Here is a 22,793-nt window from a genome sequence, read left to right as displayed (position 1 = left end):
CGTGAACAGACGCAATTTCCTCAAATTTGCCTCCGTCGGTGCACTGGCGGCGGGCACAACCGTCTCCGGCAACGCTCTGGCGGGCGCCCAGAACAACCCGCCCATACCCGGGGCGCTGGGCATGCTGTATGACTCCACCCTCTGCGTCGGCTGTCAGGCCTGCGTGGCGGAGTGCCAGCGCCTGAACGGCAACCCGGCCAATCCGGCCGGCGATCAGATCTGGTCCAACAACGACAAGCTGACCCCCTACACCAACAACATCATTCAGGTGTGGCGAAGCGGCACCGGCGAGCACAAGGATCAACTGGTGGATGGCTACGCCTACATCAAGAAGCAGTGCATGCACTGCGTCGATCCCAACTGTGTCTCCGTCTGCCCGGTGCAGGCCCTGAAAAAGGACCCCAAGACCGGCATCGTCCACTACGACCCGGACGTCTGTACCGGTTGTCGCTACTGCATGGTGGGTTGCCCCTACGACGTACCCAAATACGAGTACGACAACCCCCTGGGCGCCATTCACAAGTGCGAGCTGTGCAACCAGAAGGGACTTGAGCGGATCGATCAGGGCAAACTGCCCGGCTGTGTCGAAGTGTGCCCCACCGGCGCCGTCATCTTCGGCACCCGTGAAGAGCTGCTGGCCGAGGCCAAGCGCCGTCTGCTGGCGCCCCCCGGCAGCGAATACGCCTATCCGCGCCAGACCCTGCAGGCCAATGACCCTTACCTGCATGAAGTGCCCAACTACCAGCCCTACGTCTATGGCGAGAAAGAGGGCGGCGGCACCCAGGTGCTGGTGCTGGCCGGCGTGCCCTACACCAAGCTCGACATGCCCGATCTACCGGAGCTCTCTTCCGGCGCCCGCTCCGAACATATCCAGCACACCCTCTACAAGGGGATGGTGCTGCCGATGGTGGTGCTGACCGGCCTCTCGGTGCTGATCCGCCGCAATACCAAGAAGAACGGCCACGATCACCACCATGATGCAGGCCACGATCAGGGTAGTGACAAGGGAGGCAAGGATCATGAGTAATCACAAGGCGCATCCGCTCGGCGGCAAGCTGGTCAGCTGGCCGGTGCTGGTGCTGGCGCCCTTCGCCGTGCTGTGCGGCATGCTGATCTTGAAGCGGCTGTTTTTCGGGCTGGGCTCGGTTACCGATCTCAACGGGGGCTACCCCTGGGGTCTGTGGATCTCCTTTGACCTGTTGATCGGCACCGGTTTTGCGTGCGGTGGCTGGGCGCTGGCCTGGGCCGTCTATGTCTTCAACCGGGGCGAGTATCACCCTCTGGTGCGTCCGGCGCTGCTGGCGAGCCTCTTTGGTTACTCCCTGGGGGGGCTCTCCATCACCATCGACGTGGGACGTTACTGGAACCTGCCGTACTTCTACCTGCCGGGTCACTTCAACACCTCCTCGGTGCTGTTCGAGACGGCGGTCTGCATGACCATCTACATCGGTGTGATGGCCCTGGAGTTCGCCCCCGTGCTGCTGGAGAAGTTCGGCTGGAAGACCTCCATGGCGCGGCTTAACAAGATCATGTTCTTCATCCTGGCGCTCGGGGCCCTGCTGCCCACCATGCACCAGTCCTCCATGGGGTCATTGATGATAGTGGCGGGGGAGAAGATCCATCCGCTCTGGCAAAGCTACGAGCTGCTGCCGGTCTTCTCGCTTCTGACCGCCTTCATCATGGGCTTCTCCATCGTCGTGTTTGAAGGATCCCTGGTGCAGGCGGGACTGGCGGGGCGGGGCCCCAACGAGAAGCCGCTCTTCTACAAACTGACCCAGGTGATCGACATCTTCCTGATCCTGTTTGTGGCCCTGCGCTTTGCGGAGATCGTCATCCACGACAAGTCGGAGTACCTCTCCGAGTGGAGCCGCTACTCCATCATGTTCTGGAGCGAGATTGCGCTGATGATCTTCCCGCTGCTGGTGTTCCACTGGGACAAGAGCCGCCGCGACTCGCGCATGTTGTTCCTGGGGGCACTCAGCATGTTGCTGGGCTCGGCCCTCTGGCGACTGGATTACTCCCTGCTCGCCTTCAACCCCGGCAATGGCTATCACTACTTCCCCAGCACCGAGGAGGTGCTGATCTCCCTTGGCTTCGTTGCCATCGAAGTGTGTGCCTATTTGCTGCTGATCCGGCTGTTGCCGGTACTGCCATCACTTGAACGTGTTCACCAAGATTATCAGGCCCGAGGGAAAGCCAACGTATGAGCCAACGTATCACCATAGACCCCATCACCCGCATCGAGGGGCACCTGCGTATCGACTGTGAAATCGAAGGCGGAAAAGTGACCAAAGCCTGGTCATCCGGCACCATGTGGCGCGGGATGGAAGAGATCGTCAAGGGCAACGACCCGCGCGACGCCTGGATGATAGTGCAGCGCATTTGCGGGGTCTGCACCTCGATCCACGCCATCGCCTCGGTGCGGGCGGTGGAGAATGCCATCGGCGCCAAGGTGCCGGTCAATGCCCAGTACATCCGCAACCTCATCATCGCGGCCCACAACATTCACGACCATATCGTCCACTTCTACCAGCTCTCGGCGCTGGACTGGGTGGACATCACCGCGGCCCTGCAGGCCAACCCGCAGAAGGCGGCGGACATGCTCAAGGGGGTATCGACCTGGTCCCTCAACAGCGCCGATGAGCTGACCAAGGTGCAGGACAAGATCCGCGCCCTGGTGGCGAGCGGCCAGCTCGGCATCTTTGCCAACGGCTACTGGGGTCACAAGGAGATGAAACTGAGCCCGGAGGTGAACCTCATCGCCGTGGCCCACTACCTGCAAGCCCTGGAGTGCCAGCGCGATGCCAACCGCATCGTCGCCATCCTGGGGGGCAAATCCCCCCACATCCAGAACTTGGCGGTGGGCGGTGTCGCCAACCCCATCAACCTGGATGCGCCGAGTGTGCTCAACCTCGAGCGCCTCATGTATGTGAAGAGCTTCATCGATCGCCTCGGCGAGTTTATCGAGCAGGTCTACAAGGTGGACGCCGCCATCATCGCCGCCCACTATCCCGAGTGGCTGACCCTGGGGCAGGGGGCCAAGCACTACCTGAGCGTGCCTGAGCTCCCCACCGACGGCAACGGCGGCAGCTTCCTGATGCCGGGCGGCTACATCGAGAACGGCGATCTGGCGAACTATCGCCCCATCGAGAGTCACCAAGATGCCTGGCTGATGGATGGCATCGCCGAGAGCAACAAGCACGCCTGGTACCAGGATGACGAACCCCTCAAGCCCTGGGAGGGAAAGACCGAGCCGAACTACACCGGCTGGCAGGATGACGGCAAGTACTCCTGGGTCAAATCCCCCACCTTCTACGGCAAGGTGGTGGAAGTAGGGCCGCTCGCAGACCTCTTGGTGAAACTCGCGGCCAAGCACCCGGACACAGTGGCGCATTTTGATCAGCTCAATGGTGTCTACAAGACCCTCACCGGGGCGGCCATCAAGCCCGAGCAACTGCACTCCACCATGGGCCGCATCATAGGCCGGGCGGTGCGCTGCTGCGTGCTCAAAGACACCCTGGCCCACCAGTGGCAGGCGCTGGTGGAGAACATCGGCAAGGGGGATACCACCGCCTACATCAAGGCGGAGATCCCGGCGGACAAGGAGTTTCGTGGCGTGGGCTTTGAAGAGGCCCCGCGTGGCATGCTCTCCCACTGGGTGGTCATCAAGGAGGGCAAGATCGCCAACTATCAGGCGGTGGTGCCTTCGACCTGGAACTCGGGGCCGCGCAACTTCAACGATGAGCCCGGCCCCTACGAGCAGTCCCTGGTGGGCACCCCGGTGGCCGATCCCGCCAAGCCCCTCGAGGTGGTGCGCACCATCCACTCCTTTGACCCCTGCATGTCCTGCGCGGTCCACGTAGTGGATGCCCAAAATGGCGACGTGACCCGGGTGAAGGTGCTGTGATGAATACCCTGATCCTGGGAGTGGGCAACCTGCTCTTGAGCGACGAGGCGGTGGGTGTGCGCATCGTCGAGGCGCTGGGGCGCGAATACCGCTTCGCCCCCGGCATCGAGCTGCTCGACGGCGGCACCGCCGGCATGGAGCTGCTGGAGGCCATGGCGAGCCGCGATCACATCATACTGGCGGATGCGGTGCGAAGCGGCAATCCGCCCGGCACCGTGGTGACCCTGAAGGATGAGGAGATCCCGACCCTGTTTGGTCGCAAGATCTCCCCCCATCAGCTGGGGCTGGCGGATGTGCTCTCGGCACTGCACATGACGGGGGAGTCGCCCAAGCGGCTCACCCTGATCGGGGTCGAACCAGAGTCCCTCGAACCCCATATCGGCCTCACCCCTGTGGTGACGGCCGCGATGGAGGAGGCCAAGGGGCGGATTTTGACCCTGCTGGCCGAGCTCGGTACCCCGGCCATAGCGCTATCTGAAGAGGAGCGGGCAGAGATGCACAAGGAGGGCCTATGGCGCAGTCCCATTTAATAAGCGAGGCGCCCGCCGACGTGGCCGAGTTTGCCGGTTTTGCCGAAAACCCGGCTCCCTTGCTGGTGGCCCAGTACCAGCGCATCGCCCGGGACGAGATGCAGACACTGCCCTTTTATCGCCAGGGCATACCGGTTGTGGCCGAGTGCGTGGCGTTTGAGGGGCAGTGGCTCGGCTGCGTGCTCACCCCCTGGATGCTGAGCGTGGTGGTGCTGCCCGGGCCCGAACAGCTCTGGCCGCTGCGCCCCGTCGCCTCGCGCCTGGCGCTGCAACTGCCCTGCGGCAACATGACCTTTATGGTGGGGGAGTTGCCCGAGACGGGGCAGCTGCTGGCCTGCTCGCTCATGTCCCCCCTCGATCCTCACCTGGGGGCCGAGGAGGGGCAGGCGCTGGTGAGCAGCACCCTCAAGATGCTGCTCTCGCTGCCGGTACAACAGGGCGGTGGCGCCGTGGATCTGGGGCGCCGACGGCTGTTTGGTGGCCGGCGCCTGCCGGGTGCCGCTGGCGCCGAGCGTTAGGTTTCATCCGTCATCAGGTTTAGAATAGGGGCCGTTTTGGCCCCTCACTCGCATCTTTCGCCGGCGAATTGTTGCCCGCGATGAGTGACAAAACAGAGAAGGGATCACATGACAATGCAAGGTTATAGTCAGGTCAGCGGTTTGCGTCGCGGCGCAGCCGCCCTGTTGGCCCTGTTGCTGGGGGTTGGCTCTCAGGCCGTCCTGGCTGCCTCACAACCCGTCCCCGCCGAGCTCAAACTCGCTATCGGGGCTGAGCCAACCGAAGGGTTTGACCCCCTGCTTGGCTGGAGCCACGGCAGCTACCTGCTGCTGCACAGCCCGCTGCTCAAACAGAATGCGGACTTGAGCTGGCAGGGCGTACTGACCGAGTCGGTGACCCCGAGCAAGGATGGCAAGGGGTGGCTCGTCACCTTGAAACCCAACTTGAAATTCTCCAACGGCGCGCCGCTCACCGCCGAGGACGTGGCCTTCACCTACAACAGCGCGGCCAAAGGCGGCGGCAAGATCGACATGGGCAACTTCGTCTCGGCCAAAGTGGTGTCGCCCACCCAGGTGGAGATTGCTTTGAGCGCCCCCCAGAGTACCTTCGTCAACGTGTTGGGCTCTTTGGGTATCGTCTCGAAGAAGGATTACGATCCCAAGGCTTACGCCCGCCATCCCGTCGGCGCCGGTCCCTACCGGCTGGTGAGCTTCCTGCCCGGCCAGCAGCTGGTGGTGGAGGCGAACCCCTATTACGCCGGTGGCAACAACGACTTCAAACGGCTGGTGTTTGTCTTTATCGATGAAGAGAGCGCTTATGCCGCCGCCCGGAGCAGTCAGCTTGACCTGGTGCGCATCGCTCCTTCGCTGGCCCCCACCGTGCCCGACACCCTCAAGCTCTGGGTGCGCCCGAGCGTGGAGAACCGCGGCATCGTCTTCCCCATTCCGCCTGCGGGTAGCAAGGATGCCAATGGCAACCCCGTCGGCAACGACGTGACCTCGGATGTGGCGGTGCGCCGCGCCATCAACTACGCCATCGATCGCCAGCTGCTCGCCGATCAGTTGCTGGAAGGGCACGCCATCCCTGCCTACAGCGCGGTGGAGGGGCTGCCCTGGCAGGGCAAGGCGACCGCTTTCAAGGATGGGGATGTCGCCCGAGCCAACGCCCTGCTGGATGAGGCTGGCTGGCAGGTAGGAGAAGACGGCATTCGCCGCAAGGGCTCCCAGCGCGCCGCCTTTACTCTCTGGTATACCAGCGGCGACAGCACCCGCCGGGATCTGGCCGAGGCGGTGCGGGCCATGCTCAAACCCATCGGCCTCGAAGTGAGCCTCAAGTCCGGCAGCTGGGAGCAGGTGGAGCGCGAGATGCACGCCAATCCTGTGCTGATGGGGTGGGGGAGTCTGGATCCCATGGAGCTCTATCACCACTACCAGAGCGCCTCTGCCGGGGTGGAGTTCTACAACCCGGGTTATTACCAAAATCCGGTGGTGGATGCTCACCTCAAACAGGCGCTGGATGCCCCCGATTGGCAGGCGGCGGTGCCGTTCTGGCAGCAGGTGGAGTGGGATGGCAAAACCGGCGCCGGAGTGCAGGGGGATGCCGCCTGGGCCTGGCTGCTCAATGTGCAGCACACCTATCTCGCCAATAGTTGCATCGACCTTGGCAAGGGGGCGCCGGAGATCCACGGCAGCTGGTCTTTGCTGGGCAACCTGCAAGATTGGCGGTGGACGTGCCGCTAAGTTCGTTTGCCATGCTGAAAATGGCGAGCAAAGCCCTGTTGCGTCTGGCAGGGCTCCTGTGTCTGGTATCGCTCGGGACCTTCGTACTGCTGAGCTATTCCCCCATCGATCCCGTCAAGGCCTATATCGGCAATGATCTGTTGCACGTGCCCCCCGAGCAGTACGCCCGCATCGCCGCCCGCTGGGGGCTGGATCAGCCCCTGTGGCAGCGCTACTGGCACTGGTTTACCCAGGTGCTCCGGGGGGATCTGGGCTACTCCATGCTCTACAACGCGCCTGTGGGTGAGGTGATCGGCAGCCGCTTTGCCGCCTCTTTCCTGCTGTTGGGGGGGGCCTGGTTGCTGTCGGGCTCGCTGGGCATATTGCTGGGTCTGTGTGCCGGTCGTTACCTCAACCGCTGGCCGGATCGCCTCATCTGCCGTTTTGCTTACCTGCTCGCCTCCCTGCCTACCTTCTGGGTCGGTCTCTTGCTGCTGGCGCTGTTTGCGGTGCACTGGCCTTGGCTTCCGGTCTGCTGCGCCTGGTCGCCGGGTCTGTCGGCTGATGAGGTGGACTGGGCCATGCGAGCCCGGCATCTGGTGCTGCCGGTGGCGACCTTGACCCTGCTAGGGATGGGCAATATCGCCCTGCACACCCGGGGGCGGGTGGCCGAGGTGCTGGAGAGCGACTTTATCCGCTATGCCCGCGCGCAAGGGGATGGCGGCTGGCCCATGCTGCGCTTTCACGTGCTGCGCCACGCCCTGACCCCGGCCCTCTGCCTGCAGTTTGCCTCGCTCGGCGAGCTGATTGGCGGGTCGCTGCTGGCGGAGAAGGTTTTCGCTTACCCGGGGCTCGGTCAGGCCACAGTGGATGCGGGGTTGCGGGGGGATATCCCCCTGCTGATGGGGATAGTGCTCTTTTGCACCCTGCTGGTTTTTTTGGGCAACAGTGCCGCCCGCCTGCTGGTGGCACGCATGAATGTCGGCTGGGAGGGGGAACATGCTGTTTAATCCGCTTCCCTCCTTGCTGCGTCTGGGGTTTGCGCTGGTCGCCCTGGCGCTGCTGGCCGGCTACGGCTGGGGGCTCTCGGCCCACGAGGTGCCCATGGATCTGCTGGCCCGCCATCAGCCGCCGTCGCTGACCCACTGGTTCGGGACCGATCAGATGGGGAGGGATCTCTGGCAACGCGCCTTTCAGGGCACCCTCACCAGTCTCGAACTTGGTCTTGGCACGGCCCTGTGCAGCGGCCTGCTGGCCATGGTGGCGGCAAGCCTCTCACTCATTCACCCCAGATGCGATGTGGCGGTGCGGATGATCATCGACGCCATGCTGGCATTGCCCCATATGCTGCTCTTGATCCTTATCTGCTTCACCGTGGGGGGCGGCATGCGCGGGGTGATCCTGGCGGTGGCGCTGACCCACTGGCCCAAACTGGCGCTCATTCTTTGCGCTGAGGCTCGGCGCATCGCCAGCAGCGACTATATGATCCTGGCTCGCTGTCAGGGGATGGGGCCCTGGCGCCGCTGGCGGGCCCACCTGCTACCGGGACTCTTGCCCCAGTGGTTTATCGGCACCCTGTTGATGTTCCCCCACGCTGTGCTGCACAGCGCCGCCCTGAGTTTTCTCGGGTTTGGCCTCTCGGCTCACGAGGCCTCGCTGGGTCTGCTGCTGGCGGATGCCCTGCGTTATCTCGCCGGGGGCGGCTGGTGGCTGGCCCTCTTCCCCGGTCTGATGCTGCTGTTGCTGGTGCTGCTGTTTGATCAAGCTACCCGCGCCCTGCAGCGGCTCTGGTTCGGGGGGGAGGGATGCTGATCCCGTTGTGCGACCTCGCCCTGATCAAAGGGTGGCAGGGCAACCATCCAACTGTTTTTGGGAGTAAACGATGCTGACCTTCGACAAGGTGACCATAGAGGCGGCCCACTACTCCTGGTGGGGGCGGCGCCAGTGGCGGCCGCTGCTGACCGATATCAGCCTGCAACTGGCCCCCGGCGAAATCGTCGCGCTGGTGGGGGGAAGCGGCGAGGGCAAGAGCCTGCTGCTGCAAAGTGCGCTCACCCTGCTGCCGGACAACCTGCGCATGCGCGGCACCATTGCCCTCGACGGCGATCTCCTGTGCGACGAGAGTCGGGCCCGCCTGCGCGGTCACACCCTTTGCTATGTACCGCAGGGGGTGAGTGCCCTCAATCCGCTGCTGACGGTGGAGCGCCAGCTGGGCCGTGCGGCCAGGTTGTGCGGCCAGCGCGGTTCCCGTGAGCAGCTTGGCGCGCAGCTTGCGCGCTACCAGCTGCCCCCCGCGACCCTGGCGCGCTATCCGCGCCAGCTATCCGGTGGCATGGCCAAGCGCATCCTGGCCTGCACAGCGGCCTTGAGCGGCGCCCGCTTTATCCTGGCGGACGAGATCACCGCCTGGCTCGACGAGGAGCTGGCTTGTCAGCTGTTGGCACAGTTGCGGGAGATCGCCAGCCAAGGCAGCGGCATCCTCTGGGTTACCCACGATCTGGCGCTGGCCTCGCGCTTTGCCGATCGCATCGTGGCGCTCCATCGGGGGCGGGTGAGCGATACCTTGAGCAGCCACCACCTGCGCCAGGGGCAAGGGAGCGAGATGCTGCGGGATCACTGGCAGGCATTGCCTGAGTTCAACGCGCTCTTTTCTGCGCCGGAGGCATCCTGATGTTTGAAGTACGAGACCTGACCGTGCGACAGGGGGATCGCGCGCTCTGGCAGGATATGACGCTCACCATCCAGGCCGGGGAGAGAGTGGGGATCTCCGCCCCGAGCGGCCATGGCAAGACCACCCTCGGGCGGGTGCTGGCGGGTTGGCAGCCGGCGAGTGAGGGGACCCTGCTGCTCGATGGCAAGGTGCTTCCCCGGCAATGGAAGGGCTACCACCCCATCCAGCTGGTGCCCCAGCACCCCGAGCTCACCTTCAATCCCCACCGCAGCACGGGCCAGGCGCTGTGGGATGTGTGGCGCCCCGACGAGGCCATGCTGGCCCGTTTTCTGGTCAACCCCGAATGGCTTGGCCGAAAACCCGGCCAGCTCTCAGGCGGTGAGCTGGCCCGCATCGCCCTGTTGCGTGCCCTCGATCCCCGAACCCGGCTGCTGATCGCCGACGAAGTGACCGCCCAGCTCGATCCCAGGCTGCAACGCCAGATCTGGCGTGAGCTGATACGCGAGTGCGAGAACCGGGGGCTCGGCATGCTGATCTTCAGCCATCAGCAAGCGCTGCTGCGCCAGATCTGCCATCGCATCATCCGGGTTGGCGAGGAGCAGCCGCTGGCAGAACAAAGAGCCCATCAGGCAGCCTGAGTGGCCGCGTTCCCCCTCATCCCCGGCCCTTCTCCCGCAAGGGGAGAAGGGCGTAAATATGCGATTCGCCAGCAAGATTTGCCTCGGCGTATTTGGATAATGGCAGGGCATTATTGGCATCCACAAAAGGGTTCCCTCTCCCCGGGGAGAGGGCCAGGGTGAGGGAGGACTACTGGCAGCGCGATAAAAAAGAGAGGGAGGCATTAGCCTCCCTCTCTTTTTTATCGGCGGTTTTTAACCGACTAGCACTCAGGCGCTGGCCAGCCAGCTTAACCAGGCTTCCATCCCTTCGCCCGTGGTGGCGCTCACCTGGATCACCTGGATATAGGGGTTGACCCGCTTGGCGTTCTCGATGCAGCGGGCCACATCGAAGCTCACGTAGGGCAGCAGGTCAATCTTGTTGATCACCATTAGCTGGGCGGCGGCGAACATGTCCGGGTACTTGAGGGGCTTTTCCTCCCCCTCGGTGACGGAGAGGATCGCCACCTTGTACTTCTCGCCGAGATCGAAGCTGGCGGGGCAGACCAGGTTGCCCACGTTCTCGATAAAGAGGAGGCCGCCATCCAGGGTCGGCAGCTGGTGGCAAGCGTCGTGCACCATCTTGGCATCCAGGTGGCAACCCTTGCCGGTGTTGATCTGGATGGCGGGCACACCGGTGGCACGGATGCGATCGGCATCCGCGCTTGTCTGCTGATCCCCTTCGATCACGGCGCAGGGGCGCTTGTCCGCCAGCTGGCGCAGGGTCTCGCACAGCAAGGTGGTCTTGCCCGAGCCCGGGCTCGACACCAGATTCAGCACCAGCTGGTTGGCGGCCTCGAAGTGTTCGCGGTTGTGGGCCGCCAGCAGGTTGTTCTTGGCCAGCACATCCATCTCGATGGCGATCAGTTGGCGCTGTCCCATGCCGGGCACTGACAGCCCCGCTTCCCCCTTACCGTAGTGCAGATCACCCTGCTCATGCTCATGCTCATGCTCATGCTCATGCTCATGCTCATGTTCGTGAGAGTGACTGTGATGTTGATGGGGGTGAGCATGATGGTGCAGATGGGCATGATCATGGTGATGGCTATAGTCGTGATCATGAGGGTGCCCGTAGCCATGATCATGAGGCACCGGCTCCATGGGGGAGCGCACACCGTGGTAGTGGTGATGGACATCCCCCTGATGGTGGTAGTGGTGGTGAACGATCAGGGTGCGCGGTGCATCTTGTCCGTGATCATGCTCGTGATGGTCGCCGTGGGCAGGGTGATGATCGTGCTCATGGTGATGGGAGTGAGCATGGTCGTGATGGTGCTCATGGTCGTGTTCATGTTCGTGACCGGCGATCCGCGCCTGGCCGCATCCGCATACGCTACACATTTCAACTTACCTCGATATCGGTGATGCGCAGGCTATCGCCCTGCGCGACGCGTAACTTGTATCCGCCACAGTCGGGGCAGGGCTGGCCCCGCTCGGTGAGCTGCACCGTCTTGCTGCAGTCGTAGCACCAGCCCTCTGCCGTCTTGTGCTGAAAATGCAGGCGGGCACCCTCGACGACGGTCCCCTTGGCGGCGGCCTCGAAACAGAAGGCAATGGTGCTCTGATCGACACAGGAGAAGCTGCCGATCTCGAGCCAGAGGGCGGTGACCTTGTGAAAGCCCCGCTGGGTAGCCTGCTCGGCCGCCAGATCGATGGCGGCCATGGCCAGAGACATTTCGTGCATAGGGATTCCTTAACAGATCCGCGGGAGCAGTTCCCCTTGCGGCAGCTCCAGATAACGGCGGCTGCCCCAGGGGTTGCTCAGGATCACCTTGTGCTGCTCGCTTGCCTGAACCACACCAATCTGGCTGGCGGAGGGGTTGAATTGCTGCAAGATGGCCAGGGCGTCTTGCGCCTGCTCGGCTGGCAGGGCCAGCACCATGGTCCCCTCGTTGGCGAGATCATAGGGTTCGAAGCCGTAGAGCTCGCACAGGCCGCGCACCGGATCGCACACCGGAATGGCGGACTCTTCCAGCTCGATGGCCACCTGGGAGGCGCTGCTCCATTCGTTGAGCACGGCGGCGAGGCCGCCCCGGGTGGCATCGCGCAGGGCGTGGGGGGTGAGGCCCGCGTTCAGCAGCGCTTCTACCTGCGGCCAGAGGGTGGTGCAGTCGCTCTTGAGATCAGATCCCAGCTGCAGGGCGTCACGGGCCATCAGGATGCAGGCGCCGTGGCTGCCGATATCCCGCGACACCAGGATGGCGTCACCGGCCTTGATATTGCGCACCGAGATGCCCCGGCTCTGTTCTGGCAGCGGGAAGCTGCCGACCCCGCTGGTGTTGATAAAGATCTTGTCCGCCGCCCCCTTGGGCACCACCTTGGTGTCGCCGCAGACGATGCGGGCAGCGCTCTTGGCAAGCTCCCGGGCCATGGATTCCACGATGCGGACGAGGTCGGCGTAAGGGAGGCCCTCCTCGATGATAAAGCTGCAACTGAGGTATTCCGGCTTGGCCCCCATCATGGCCAGATCGTTGACCGTACCGGCGATGGCCAGCTTGCCGATATCCCCCCCTTCAAAGAAGATCGGCGAGACGGTGAAGCTGTCGGTGGTGAAGGCAACGGGACCCTCTACCGGCAGCAGGGCGGCATCTTCGCCGCGCAGCAGGATCTCGTTGCCAAAGTGGTGGAAGAAGAGCTGGTTTATCAGCTGATTCATCTCCACCCCGCCACCGCCGTGGCTAAGTTGAATTTCTCTCATCGGGGCTGGCTCTCTACAAGATTGACGAAACAGACGGGATCATCTCGACCGCTCACACGACCGCCGTGGCTTAACTGACTCTCTCTCATCGTGATTGGATCCCCATATATCGGTAATAGGCATTGCAGGCCCCCTCCGAGCTCACCATGCAACTGCCCATGGGTTGGGTCGGGGTACAGCCACGACCAAAGACCTTGCACTGGCTTGGCTTGGCCAGTCCGCGCAGGATATCGGCGCACTGGCACGCCTTGTGATCGTCGATGGGGGTCTGATCGAGCTGGAAATGACGCTCCGCATCACGCTTGGTGAAGGCATCGCGCAGACGCAGGGCGGAGGCGTTGATATCCCCAAGACCCCGCCAGCGAAAGTGCTCACGGGTCTCGAAATAGCGCTCGACCAGCCGCTGGGCTGCCTGATTGCCGCTGGCGGTCACTGCCCGGCTGTACTGCACCTCCAGGGCGCAGCGTCCCTCCACTTTCTGGCGCACCATCATCAAGAGCGCCTCCATCACATCCACCGGCTCAAAACCGCTCACCACCACCGGCACCCGGTAGCGCTCCACGATGGGCAGATAGATATCGGCGCCCGTGATGACGCTGACATGAGAGGGGCCGATAAAGGCGTTGACCCGGGCCACCCCGTCGGCCATCACGGCGTGGATGGCGGGGGGCACCAGCACATGGTTGATATGAAACAGCAGGTTCTCAATCCCCTCAGCTTCAGCGGCCGCCAGCAAGGCGGCGGTCATGGGGGTGGAGGTCTCGAACCCGATGGCGAAGAAGACCACGGTTTTGTCCGGGTTCTCCTTGGCGATGCGCAGGGCATCGAGGGGGTCATAGACGGGGCGGATATCGCTCCCCTTGGCCCGCTGCTGGGCCAAGGAACCCCTGGAGCCCGGTACCCGGATCATGTCCCCCAGGGTGACCAGGATGACGTTGGGCTCACGGGCCAGCGCCATGGCCTGATCGATGCGCTCCTTGGGCATGATGCAGACCGGGCAGCCGGGGCCGTGAACGAACTCGATGTTCGCCGGCAAGAGCTGGTGCAGGCCGTACTTCATGATGGTGTGGGTATGGCCGCCGCACACCTCCATCACCCGCAGCGGTTCGGGCAGATCTTTTGCGAGTTCAGTAATTTGCGCGGCGAGGGCGCGGATCACCTGGGGCTGACGAAAGCCTTGGAACAGATCATTCAAGGTCAGCATGGCAGCGTCTCTTGCTCGGGCATCAGGGCCACCATCTGGCGGAAACTCTCGAGGCTCGCCTGCGCCTCTTCTTCATCAATCTTGCTCATCACAAAACCGATGTGGAGCAGCACATAGTCCCCGATCCCGAGGGGTTCATCGAGCAGCATGCAGCTGACCCGGCGCTGTACCCCCAGGGTGTCGACGGTGACACAGTTGTCTTCGGGGTGCAGTTGCACCACCTGGGAGGGAATGGAAAGGCACATATCAGGACTCCGAAATGCAACGGGTGAAGGCAAGGCGACGGGCCCGCGGCACGGCGATGCGGGCCGTGCGCGCGTCGGGCTCGCGCTTGTCGTGAAGAGGGGGGTGAACAAGGAAAAGGCGCATCGGGTGCTCGTTCTCGGATCTCACTTATCAGGGCGGGCGGCGCCTTCGGCAGGGCTGGCAACACCGGTTTGCGCCGCCCTGTGGTGGATGGCAAACCAGAGCTGACCGGCGGCGATGCCGCCGTCGTTGAGCGGCAGGATCTCGCTGGTCAACACCTCGCATCCGGCCTCTTCGAGACGGGGAATGAGGGCATCCATCAGCACCCGGTTTTGAAACACGCCGCCGCCAAGCGCCACCGGGTAGCCCGCAAAGCGCTTAGCAAGAGCGACGACAAGCTCGCTGATGGCCCGGATAAAGCCGGCGGCTAGGTTGGCAATCGTGGTGCGCTCCCGGGCCTTGATCAGCGCATCGACCAGGGGCGCCCAGTCGATCAGAAGTGGACCATCGGGCTGCTCCGTCAGCTTAAAATGGAGCGGCCAAGGCTGCTCGTGCGGCGAAAGCCTTAGCGCCGCCGCCTCCAGCAGGAGTCCCGCTTCCCCCTCGTAATCCGGGGTATCGACAAGGCCGAGCAGCGCCGCGACGGCGTCGAACAGCCGTCCCATGGAGCTGGTGTGGGGCGCATTGCGACCGAGATGCCAGAGCTGGTGCAGGTTGCTGATCCGCTCTATGGGCAGTTTGTTGATCTGCGGAATATCGAGCTGTCTGATCTCATCCACGCCATACGACTCAAACAGCAGCCCCAGCAGCTGGCGCACCGGCTCGCGGATGGCAGCCTCACCGCCGATCAGCCGAAATGGCTTGAGGTGTGCCACCCGTTCAAATCCCTGCACGTCTGCGATCAGCAACTCGCCACCCCAGAGCGCCCCCTCATCACCAAGGCCGGTGCCATCGAAGGCAAAGCCCAGTACGGGGCCGGTCAGGTTGTGCTCGGCCATCACCGCCAGCAAGTGGGCGTGGTGGTGCTGCACCTCAAGGTGAGTGGCGTTGTGTTCGCGGCAATACTCCCTGGCCCACTGGTGGCTGAGATAACCGGGGTGGCGATCCGAGACCAGCAGCTCGGGTACGAGATCGTACAGCCCCTGAAAGGTGGCGAGGGTCTGTTCGAAGTGATCCTGCATCGGCAGGCTGTGCAGATCGCCGATATAGGGGCTGTAGATACGCTGGCGAGCGAAGGCCAGCGCCAGCTGGTTTTTCTGCTGGGCCCCGACCGCCAGCATCGGCACCTTTACCGCCTCCTGCAGGCTGGGGGTGCAGGGGGCATAGCCCCGCGCCAGACGCAGAGTCTGGCGCCGACCACCCGCCCACTGCACCAGGCTGTCGTCGCAGGGGTGCAGGATGGGGCGGTTGTGATCCAGGATGCCGTCGATCTGATGCCCCAGCTCGCGCACCACCGCCACGCATTCGACAAGGATGGGGCTGCCACGGCCATTGGCGCTGGTGGCCACCAGCGGGATGGCGCACGCATCGAGCAGCAGCTGGTGGAGCGGGGTATAGGAGAGCATGACCCCGAGATAGGGGATGCCGGGGGCTATCCCCTCGGTCAGCGGCACCGCTGGTTGTTGGGATGGCCGATCATCCTTGGTGCGCTTGCGCAGCAGGGTAATGGGCCTGGCCTGGGAGGCGAGCAGGTTCCACTCTTCTTCGCTGCCAGTGACATGCAATTGGGCCTCGGCAAGGGAGCCCATCATCACCGCCAGGGGCTTGCGCTCGCGCAGCTTGAGCCGGCGAAGCCGTGCCACGGCGCCTTCATCGCGGGCATCGCATATCAGGTGATAGCCGCCCATCCCCTTGACTGCAATTAGCGACCCCGTTTGCAGGGCGCGGGCGGCGGCTTGCAGGGCATCCTCGCGCTCGGCCAGGGCATCCCCCGTGCCGGTGCGCCAAGTCAGGTGCGGGCCGCACTCGGGGCAGCTTACCGGCTGGGCGTGGTAGCGCCGGTCCAGCGGATCTTCGTAGGCTGCCGCGCAGCGCGGGCACATGGCAAAGCCCGCCATGGCGGTATGGGGCCTGTCGTAGGGGAGGCGACGGATGATGGTGTAGCGCGGGCCGCAGTGGGTGCAGTTGGTAAAGGGGTAGCGGTGGTGGCGATCAAGGGGGTTGGCCACATCCCGGGCGCACGCCTCGCACATCCCCTGATCCGGTGAGATGGCGACTGTGGCCGCGCTCTGCTGCTCGCTCGCCTTGATATGAAACTGGCCGTCGTAGTCGGAATTATGGTCGGGGTCATCGTCAAGGGGCAGGGCTCGCTTGCTGAAGTGATCGATCCGGCTGAGCGGCGGCGCCAACTCCCGCAGTTCGCGGGCAAAAGCGGCCAGTTGCTCGGGCGACCCTTCGGCGCCAATGGTGACGCCGCTTGCGTCATTCAAGACATAGCCGGTGAGGCGGTGGCGCAGGGCCAGGCCATAGACGAAGGGGCGAAAGCCGACCCCCTGCACGATACCGTCGAGATGAAACTCAAGGCGCTGGCGGGCGGTGGTCTGGATGTCGGGTTGCGCCGTCATGCCGGCACCTCGTGAGCACGCGCTGGCATGCGCAATACCCGGCGATCGTTCTCTTCCCGGCGCACCCAGCCGTCCATCTCCATGCGCAGGCAAAACGGGATGGCGTATTTGCGCGACAATCCGGTGACTTGTTTGAGTGACGCCATGTCGATCAGATCTCCCACCTGCTGGCCAGCCAGCACGGTTTCTACCATTTGGTTGTAAAGCGCAGCGTCGTAGTAGATGGGTCCTTCCAGCTGCACCAGATACTTGAGTCTGGCCAGATTGCGCAGCTGTTTTTGCAGCGCTCCCTTTTGTTGCAGGCGCTGGCGCAAACTGGCTGGCAGGGAGAGCAGTGGATCCACCGTCACGCCGCCGGGACCCAGTTTACCGGGCTCATACCCCTCCTTGCCTTGATCTCGCACCAGTTTGAGCACCAACTGTGCCTCTTCTTCCAGATCATCTTCCGACTCACCGCTGCCCGGCTGCCACTTGTCGTGATGAAGGCGCACCAGCTGCCCGGTTTTGAGTTGTTGCAACAGGGCCTGGATAACCGGCTGAGCGATGCCAAAGCGGGTCGCCAGCTCGGCGGCGCTCAAGGGCTCGCTTGCCAGGGTGCCAAGAAGCTTGTCACGGTGCTGGGCCAGCCAGGTGCGCTCCAATACCCAGTCGCCCAGTTGCACAAGATGGGCAGGAAGATCGACGGGAAGCGTGCGAAAACGGCTGGCTGCCACATAGCCGCTGAGCCCGAGCTCAAGGTTGGCGGGGTGATAGTCGGTCAGCTCATCCGGCAGGTTGCCCAGCAGGGCGTGCAGTGCCTTGCGTCTGGCGGGGTGAATATCACCGCACCAGAGGATGCGGCCGCCGTGCAGCAACTCGCTGCTGCCGTGGCGGATGATGGCGAGCGGCTGGCCAAAGAAACAGGGGATGGGATCGGCGAAGATAAGCCGCGCCAGCCGAGTATCCTTGATTGGAACGAAACGGGCCCGGCCATGCCAGCTGCCGAGAGCCACTTCCACCTCTTTGTTGTGCAGAGGGGAGCGCAGCTCGCGGATATCGGTGCCAACCTCTTCAAGTCGCACGATAAGATGAGTGGCCGCCTCGCACTGGCCATCGGCACGGGTGAGGCAGTGACCGCGGGCCACCTCCTTGTGGGGAACCTTTTTCAGGCCCACCGCTACCCGGCAGACGGCGCCGATCTCATCAAGGTTTTGGTGATAGGCCTGCAGGGATCGCACCTGCACCTCGCGGCCGGCAGGCTGGAGCAGGAGCTTCTCCCCCACCTTGAGGCTGCCCTGCTGCAGGGTGCCGGTAAGCACAGTGCCGGTGCCGCTGGCGGTAAAGACCCGGTCTACATACAGACGCGGGGCATCCTGATCGTGAGCCGCGTGCGATGCTGGCAGATCGGCAAGCTGGCGCAGGATGGCGGCGTGCAGGGCAGCCATGTTCGCACCGGTTTTGGCGCTGACGCTGACGATATCGGGCACCATGCCGCTTTCGTCCATCACTCGCTCCAGCAGGTGCTCTTCCAGCAGCGCCAGTTCATCGGCGCTCACCAGATCGCACTTGTTGATGCAGACAACAAGGCGTGGTACCCCCATGGCCCTGAGCAGGCGCAGGTGTTCGCCGGTCATCGGCATCCACCCCTCGTCGGCGGCGATCACCAGCAGCACCAGATCCAGGCTCCAGAGCCCCGCCACCATGTTGCGGATATAGCGCTCATGACCCGGCACATCGATAACGCCTATGGTGTTGCCCTGGCCATCGTCAAAATGGGCAAAACCGAGATCCTGGGTCATGCCGATGGCCTGCTCGTGGGCGCGGGCCGTGGTAATGCCGGTGAGGGCCTTGATAAGCTGGGTCTTGCCGTGATCCACGTGACCGGCGAGGCCGATGACGGCGCGATAGGAGGTCATGGGATCAGGACTCCCGTGGTGCAGGGGTGAGCAGATCGGTCAGCTGGGCAATCAGGGGCCCCATGTCCTCTTCGAGCAGGGTGGCCATATTGAGCAGCACCTTCTGCTGGCGCACGGTGGCAATCACCGGCACCGGGAGTTCCCGCAGGGCATCGAGCAGCTGCTGGGCTGGACGGGGATCCCGGCAGGCCAGCGCAGGGGCGGGGTAGAACTCGTCCGGCAGGGTGCCGCCCCCCACCACCAGCTGGGCGGGCAGGGCGTCAAAACAATCGGGCAGGGCGGCCATCAGCCGGTCGGATCGAACTTGCATGGCGGCAGGATCGGCAAGGGTGCGTTGGGCTATCCCTTCGCCAAGGGGAGACTTGTTGAGCTTGTGAATGAGCAGGCGTTCCAGCAGGGAGTGGATGATGCGACTCGGGCGGAAAGTGCGCATCATGGGGTGTTTTTCCAGCCGCTTGATAAGGTCTGCCCGGCCGCTGATGATGCCGCACTGGGGCCCGCCCATCAGCTTGTCGCCGGAGTAGCAGACCAGATCCGCCCCCGCCTTGAGGTATTGACGCACCGGGGTTTCATCCGGCGCAAACTCCTCGCAGGTCAAGCCCGAGCCCTGATCCACCGCGAGCACCACATGATCCGGCAGGGCGCGGGCCAGCTCGCCGATATCGGGGGATTCGGTGAAGCCGCGAATGGCGAAATTCGATCTGTGCACCATCAGCACCATGGCCGTCTCATCGGTGATGGCGTTGAGGTAATCCCTGGCCGTAGTGATATTGGTGGTGCCCACCTCCACCAGTTTGGCGCCCGAGAGCGCCAGAATATCGGGAATGCGAAAGCCGCCGCCAATCTGGATCTGCTCGCCACGGGAGACGATCACCTCGCGCCCGCGAGCCACCTCCTGCAACAGCAAGAAGAGGGAGGCGGCGTTGTTGTTGACCACCAAGGAGTCCTCGGCCTGGGTGAGGCAGGTGAGCAAAGTGGCGATCAGCCCCTTGCGCCCGCCGCGCTTGCCGGTCGCGAGCTCCAGTTCGAGATTGTTATAACCGGTGTTGAGATCGCGCACCTCGTCCCACAGTTCGCTACTTAGCGGCGAGCGCCCCAGATTGGTGTGTATCAGGGTGCCGGTGGCGTTGATCACCCGGGTCTGGCGCCGGCGCACTTGCTGCTGGCAGCGTTTGGCAATGAGTGTCTCAAGGTGGGCGGGGGTCACCCCGTGCTGGCGAAATGCCTCGCTCTGGCGCACTTCGTTTAAGGTTTCGCGCACCACCCGGGTCACCAGTGGCCGGCTCAAGCAGGCGATATGGGGGACGAGAAAGGCTTGCTGCAGCAGTTGCTCCACCTGGGGCAGGCGATGGGTCGGCTGCTGATGGCGTGGTAACGAATCGTCGAAGGCGGCATGAGTCAAAGCATGGTCTAGCATGGGAGTCCCCCGAAGAGTGCGTGGCTGGGATACACACGCTTCACCGATAGGGGAACCAGGCAAGATGGATATATTGACGCAGCCAAATGATTCAGAATATTAATGATGCGACATATTCTGACAAATTAATGGGTGGTCAAATTGAAGCTGCCCGGAATGATATTGGCAAGCGGTGTTGATTCGATTTACCTAATATATGATTTTAATATATGAGAGTGGCGGAAGAGGCAGGAATCGAACCTGCCAGAGCCTTCTCGGCTCACATCGGTTTTGAAGACCGAGGGGGCCACCAGACCCCATCAACTTCCGCGTCGGCCGCCATTCTGTGCCAATCTGTACGTGCTGGCAATGCTTTTCTGGTCGTGGTGAGACAATATTTTGCAAATTTCAGATTGAATTGTTTTATATCAAAAACAGGACAATTAGCCCGATGTCATTCATTTAACATCGGGCATTGATTAAATATTGTGGCAGGTGTCTTTTAACACTCCGTTAAATATTCAAGCGGTATCCTGTGCCATATTCCACTGAGCCAGTTGATTTATTAACAAACCGCTATCCCGGGCGCAATCAAGATGCTGATAAAGATAATCCATCGCCTCGCTCACCATCTCGGTCATCGGGAAAGAGAACGCCACGATGGCCGGTTGTACCCCGACAAAGATCACCTCGGGGACAAAGGTCTTGAGCTCGTCGATCAGGAAATTGAGCGGCATATTGTGGGTCGAGAAGATAAACATCTCGGCGATGGTCTCGGGGGGGATCACCTGCAGGGTACCCGCCTTCTCGCCGATCTCGGCGGCATCCACCAGCACCACCCGCTCCGGTTGCAACTCCCGCACCTTGTAGACCACATTTTCCGGCGCGATGCCGCCGTCGATATGGATCCAGCCGGGCAGAGGGGCGGCCTGCAGCTTGTCGGCGAGATAGGGGCCGGCACCGTCGTCCCCCATCATGGCATTGCCCACGGTCAACACGAGATTGCAGCCCATCAGCGGCTCCTTACCATCAGGTACATATGGGGGTCGTTAAAGAGGGCGGTGAGCTGATCCATAAAGGTATTGGTCCAGCCCAGCTCCTGCTCATCGAGCAGATTGTCGGTTTTGCGCAGTCGGTCGAAGGCGCAGGCCAGCATATGGCAGTGCTCGCGATAGATGGTGATCTCGCCAAAGGTGAGAAACCCCTCCATCTTGCGGCGCGCTTCGCTCCCCTCTGGCAGCTTGGCTACCCAGTCGCGATAACCGGTCAGCGAGCAGACCAGGTCAGCTCGCAGGCAATCGACGATTCCGAGGTGGTGGCCGATGGCGAGGCTGTAGTAGATCACCTCCTTGGCTTGCCCCATCTCCTTCGCTGAGGCGGGGGGCACGTCGAACTGCTCGTCGACGAACTTGCGCGAGAGTCGATAGAAGAAAACCTCGTCAGCCATGCACCGCCTCTCCCTTGCCGGCCGCCCGGTTGAGGCAGGCGTTTGCCAGGTTGTTGACGATCTCCGCCAGGCGCGGATCCTCGTGCTGATCGAGGTAGCTCTGGATACGCAGATCCACATCCTGCCGGGTCGCCCCTTCGAGCAGGGCCATGAACTCGTCAGCGATGATCCGCCCCTGCCGGTAACCGGCCATGCGGCGCGCTTCGCGCTCGATCATCACCCGAATTTCGTTGGGGATGCCGGTGTGGCGCAGCTCGACCCGCTCACCCGGTTGCACCTCGTGGCTGGTGGCTTTGAGTTTTTGCTCAAGCAGACCGAGCGCCACCGCAAAGCCGTAGATGGTGGCTGCCGGTGTGGGGGGGCAGCCGGGGATATAGACATCTACCGGCACGATCTTGTCGGTGCCGCCCCAGACGCAGTAGAGGTCGTGGAAGATGCCACCGTCACAGCCGCAGGCGCCGTAGGCGATGCAGATCTTGGGATCGGGCGCCGCCTCGTAGGCGCGCAGGGCCGGTACCCGCATTGCCCGGGTCACCGCGCCGGTAAAGAGCAGGATATCGGCGTGGCGGGGAGAGGCGACCACCTTGATGCCGAAACGCTCGGCATCAAACAGCGGGGTGATGGTGGCGAAGATCTCGATCTCGCAGGCGTTGCAGCCGCCGCAATCGACCCGGTAGACATAGGCCGAGCGGCGAATGTCTTTGAGCAGAGTTTTTTTAAGTTTGGTGATCTCGGGATCCTGTGCCAGCGGCACGGCGCGGGTATGGGCATGGCCGACAACCGGTTCTATGCCTTTGATCTTGCTCATCACATCCACTCCTTTTGTGCGGCCATCGGTGTGGCTACCGGTGTGCTCAGGGCCGAGTCAGGCTGGCTCAGCATGCTCTGTTTTCGTTTGCAGTCGGGGCAGTGGTGCAGTCGTTCCGGGGTAGCGAGCGGCGTGCCTGCCTGCTTGAGGGTGTCCTCCACCAGCGCCACCAGCTTGCTCGGGGCAAAGTAGGTGCCGCACAGGGTGCAGGGGGCCAGCGCGAAGCGGGCCTCCTCATAAAGGTCGGCCTTGTTGGTCACCGCCAGCTCGAACTCGGGGGAGAGGGCGATGGCGCGGGTCGGGCAGACCTCCTCGCAGCGGCCGCAGAAGATGCAGCGCGCCATGGAGATCTCCCAGCGGCGTTCGCCGGTCTCCATGTCCACTTCCATCACCAGCGCATTGGCCGGGCAGGCCTTGGTGCAGGCGGCGCAGGCGATGCACTGATCCGCCTGATATTTCGGTTTGCCGCGAAAATCCCGGTTCACCTCGTAAGGGGCGAAGGGGTACTTGGCGGTCGGGGTGCCAGCCTTGAGGATGGTCTTGAACAGCTTGATCATG

Annotated in this window: 22 protein-coding genes and 1 tRNA gene; 10 read left to right on the top strand and 13 right to left on the bottom strand. The window is 63.2% G+C overall.

Features of this window, described 5'->3' with window-relative positions; genetic code table 11:
• The first annotated feature begins 1 nt into the window (after position 1).
• From hybA to LA321_RS16970, 10 genes are all read left to right on the top strand, one after another.
• Positions 2-1,027, top strand: coding sequence for a hydrogenase 2 operon protein HybA (hybA, locus tag LA321_RS17015; RefSeq protein WP_042069508.1), 1,026 nt, complete (start codon positions 2-4; stop codon positions 1,025-1,027).
• Complete coding sequence (gene hybB, locus LA321_RS17010; RefSeq protein ID WP_026457707.1) at positions 1,020-2,207, top strand: Ni/Fe-hydrogenase cytochrome b subunit; 1,188 nt, start codon at positions 1,020-1,022, stop codon at positions 2,205-2,207. The genes hybA and hybB overlap by 8 nt, the downstream gene beginning before the upstream one ends.
• Entirely contained in the window at positions 2,204-3,907 is a 1,704-nt protein-coding gene (hybC, locus tag LA321_RS17005) for a hydrogenase 2 large subunit (protein WP_042069506.1), read from the top strand. The genes hybB and hybC overlap by 4 nt, the downstream gene beginning before the upstream one ends.
• Positions 3,907-4,437, top strand: coding sequence for a HyaD/HybD family hydrogenase maturation endopeptidase (locus LA321_RS17000; protein WP_042069505.1), 531 nt, complete (start codon positions 3,907-3,909; stop codon positions 4,435-4,437). Before hybC ends, LA321_RS17000 begins: the two co-directional genes overlap by 1 nt.
• Complete coding sequence (gene hybE / locus LA321_RS16995; RefSeq protein WP_042069503.1) at positions 4,419-4,955, top strand: hydrogenase-2 assembly chaperone; 537 nt, start codon at positions 4,419-4,421, stop codon at positions 4,953-4,955. The genes LA321_RS17000 and hybE overlap by 19 nt, the downstream gene beginning before the upstream one ends.
• 114 nt (positions 4,956-5,069) lie before the next feature.
• Positions 5,070-6,674, top strand: a complete 1,605-nt coding sequence (locus LA321_RS16990) for an ABC transporter substrate-binding protein (protein WP_407929441.1) — start codon at positions 5,070-5,072, stop codon at positions 6,672-6,674.
• Positions 6,659-7,663 (top strand): ABC transporter permease, encoded by a 1,005-nt coding sequence (locus tag LA321_RS16985; protein ID WP_042069501.1) that lies wholly within the window; start codon positions 6,659-6,661, stop codon positions 7,661-7,663. Before LA321_RS16990 ends, LA321_RS16985 begins: the two co-directional genes overlap by 16 nt.
• Entirely contained in the window at positions 7,653-8,465 is an 813-nt protein-coding gene (locus LA321_RS16980; protein ID WP_042069500.1) for an ABC transporter permease, read from the top strand. Before LA321_RS16985 ends, LA321_RS16980 begins: the two co-directional genes overlap by 11 nt.
• 70 nt (positions 8,466-8,535) lie before the next feature.
• A complete protein-coding gene (locus tag LA321_RS16975; RefSeq protein ID WP_042069499.1) occupies positions 8,536-9,324 on the top strand; it encodes an ATP-binding cassette domain-containing protein in 789 nt (262 codons plus the stop codon).
• Positions 9,324-9,962, top strand: a complete 639-nt coding sequence (locus LA321_RS16970) for an ATP-binding cassette domain-containing protein (RefSeq protein WP_042069498.1) — start codon at positions 9,324-9,326, stop codon at positions 9,960-9,962. Before LA321_RS16975 ends, LA321_RS16970 begins: the two co-directional genes overlap by 1 nt.
• A gap of 249 nt (positions 9,963-10,211) precedes the next feature.
• On the opposite strand, the gene hypB is transcribed toward LA321_RS16970, so the two are convergent.
• The 13 genes from hypB to LA321_RS16900 all read right to left on the bottom strand — a co-directional run bounded on the left by hypB (position 10,212) and on the right by LA321_RS16900 (position 22,792).
• Positions 10,212-11,081, bottom strand: a complete 870-nt coding sequence (gene hypB, locus LA321_RS16965) for a hydrogenase nickel incorporation protein HypB (protein WP_209418280.1) — start codon at positions 11,079-11,081, stop codon at positions 10,212-10,214.
• Positions 11,082-11,319: 238 nt separating this feature from the next.
• On the bottom strand, positions 11,320-11,661 hold the full coding sequence (gene hypA / locus LA321_RS16955; RefSeq protein WP_026458218.1) for a hydrogenase maturation nickel metallochaperone HypA: 342 nt from the start codon (positions 11,659-11,661) through the stop codon (positions 11,320-11,322).
• Between the two features lie 9 nt (positions 11,662-11,670).
• Positions 11,671-12,675 (bottom strand): hydrogenase expression/formation protein HypE, encoded by a 1,005-nt coding sequence (hypE, locus tag LA321_RS16950; protein WP_042069495.1) that lies wholly within the window; start codon positions 12,673-12,675, stop codon positions 11,671-11,673.
• Positions 12,676-12,760: 85 nt separating this feature from the next.
• A complete protein-coding gene (hypD, locus tag LA321_RS16945; RefSeq protein WP_042069494.1) occupies positions 12,761-13,879 on the bottom strand; it encodes a hydrogenase formation protein HypD in 1,119 nt (372 codons plus the stop codon).
• Complete coding sequence (locus LA321_RS16940; RefSeq protein ID WP_026458475.1) at positions 13,873-14,124, bottom strand: HypC/HybG/HupF family hydrogenase formation chaperone; 252 nt, start codon at positions 14,122-14,124, stop codon at positions 13,873-13,875. The genes hypD and LA321_RS16940 overlap by 7 nt, the downstream gene beginning before the upstream one ends.
• 144 nt (positions 14,125-14,268) lie before the next feature.
• A complete protein-coding gene (gene hypF / locus LA321_RS16935) occupies positions 14,269-16,689 on the bottom strand; it encodes a carbamoyltransferase HypF (RefSeq protein WP_042069493.1) in 2,421 nt (806 codons plus the stop codon).
• Positions 16,686-18,584 carry a selenocysteine-specific translation elongation factor gene (gene selB / locus LA321_RS16930; RefSeq protein WP_042069492.1) on the bottom strand — a complete coding sequence of 633 codons (1,899 nt, stop codon included), beginning with the start codon at positions 18,582-18,584 and terminating at the stop codon, positions 16,686-16,688. Before selB ends, hypF begins: the two co-directional genes overlap by 4 nt.
• A 4-nt stretch (positions 18,585-18,588) precedes the next feature.
• Complete coding sequence (gene selA, locus LA321_RS16925) at positions 18,589-20,001, bottom strand: L-seryl-tRNA(Sec) selenium transferase (RefSeq protein ID WP_042069491.1); 1,413 nt, start codon at positions 19,999-20,001, stop codon at positions 18,589-18,591.
• A gap of 216 nt (positions 20,002-20,217) precedes the next feature.
• Positions 20,218-20,309, bottom strand: a tRNA-Sec gene (locus LA321_RS16920).
• Between the two features lie 192 nt (positions 20,310-20,501).
• Complete coding sequence (gene hycI / locus LA321_RS16915) at positions 20,502-20,993, bottom strand: hydrogenase maturation peptidase HycI (protein ID WP_042069489.1); 492 nt, start codon at positions 20,991-20,993, stop codon at positions 20,502-20,504.
• Positions 20,993-21,427, bottom strand: a complete 435-nt coding sequence (locus LA321_RS16910; RefSeq protein ID WP_042069488.1) for a formate hydrogenlyase maturation HycH family protein — start codon at positions 21,425-21,427, stop codon at positions 20,993-20,995. The genes hycI and LA321_RS16910 overlap by 1 nt, the downstream gene beginning before the upstream one ends.
• On the bottom strand, positions 21,420-22,235 hold the full coding sequence (locus LA321_RS16905) for an NADH-quinone oxidoreductase subunit B family protein (protein WP_042069487.1): 816 nt from the start codon (positions 22,233-22,235) through the stop codon (positions 21,420-21,422). The genes LA321_RS16910 and LA321_RS16905 overlap by 8 nt, the downstream gene beginning before the upstream one ends.
• On the bottom strand, positions 22,235-22,792 hold the full coding sequence (locus LA321_RS16900) for a formate hydrogenlyase complex iron-sulfur subunit (protein WP_042069485.1): 558 nt from the start codon (positions 22,790-22,792) through the stop codon (positions 22,235-22,237). Before LA321_RS16900 ends, LA321_RS16905 begins: the two co-directional genes overlap by 1 nt.
• Position 22,793 lies beyond the last annotated feature (1 nt).

It is taken from the genome of Aeromonas enteropelogenes (assembly GCF_020097295.1).
Lineage (GTDB): Bacteria > Pseudomonadota > Gammaproteobacteria > Enterobacterales > Aeromonadaceae > Aeromonas > Aeromonas enteropelogenes.
Note: the sequence above shows the minus strand (reverse complement) of the source record. Positions and strands in the feature narration are given on the sequence as shown.